Below are 609 nucleotides of genomic sequence, written 5' to 3' on the forward strand. Positions count from 1 at the left end.
CCTTCAAAACGGCGCGATTGAAAATTCACGGTACCACTGAATATGTCACCACTTGCACCACGTATCGCCCACCCCGTTTTGGTACCTAGATCAAAACAAAGGATTGCATGAAGCATCTAAATCACCTGTATTTAATGATTGTTTTTTCTTAGAATGGTGCTTTAAACGACTTCTCTGCACACAATTTTACTACAATTCACACAATAAGAAACGTTAGGAAAAGATAATTTTTCAATGAGCTTTGCTTGCTCTTTTATTATTTCGTCTCTTTCATTTATCGCTTGTCTAAGCATTTTTATGTTTTTAAAATTGGTATAAACCGCATAACATGAACACAAATTAGCAATACAAGATATAATAAGTGCAATTAAGCCCATCCCTCTCTCCTCACTTACCCTTCTTCTTACTCTTCTTATTCTTATGAGCCGGCGCTTTTACTGCTTCATCACGCGGCTTAAGCTTTTGTGTTAGTCTTTGAATTTCCGCATCACGTGATTGCACATCTGCTTTTAGTGCCTGTATCTTTTCACTTTTCCGTTTAAACTCTTCTCGGTACGCATCTATCTTTTGTTTAAGTTTTTCAATTTCCTCGTCACGTTCTTTAATCTC

At 36.8% G+C, this 609-nt stretch carries 1 protein-coding gene and 1 pseudogene; both read right to left on the reverse strand.

Features of this window, described 5'->3' with window-relative positions; all coding sequences use genetic code 11:
• Positions 1-161 precede the first annotated feature (161 nt).
• A complete protein-coding gene (locus ACFIKG_RS09775) occupies positions 162-377 on the reverse strand; it encodes a hypothetical protein (RefSeq protein ID WP_375652250.1) in 216 nt (71 codons plus the stop codon).
• 10 nt (positions 378-387) lie between these two features.
• Positions 388-609: pseudogene (locus ACFIKG_RS09780) on the reverse strand (hypothetical protein); the annotation flags it as partial.

The sequence above is a fragment of the Bartonella sp. LB28NMGDW genome, assembly GCF_042194435.1.
Taxonomy (GTDB): Bacteria; Pseudomonadota; Alphaproteobacteria; order Rhizobiales; family Rhizobiaceae; genus Bartonella; species Bartonella grahamii.

Coding starts and splice junctions, on each gene's coding strand:
- ACFIKG_RS09775 (WP_375652250.1), bottom strand. CDS start 377: ATGGGCTTAATTGCACTTATTATATCTTGTATTGCTAATTTGTGTTCA.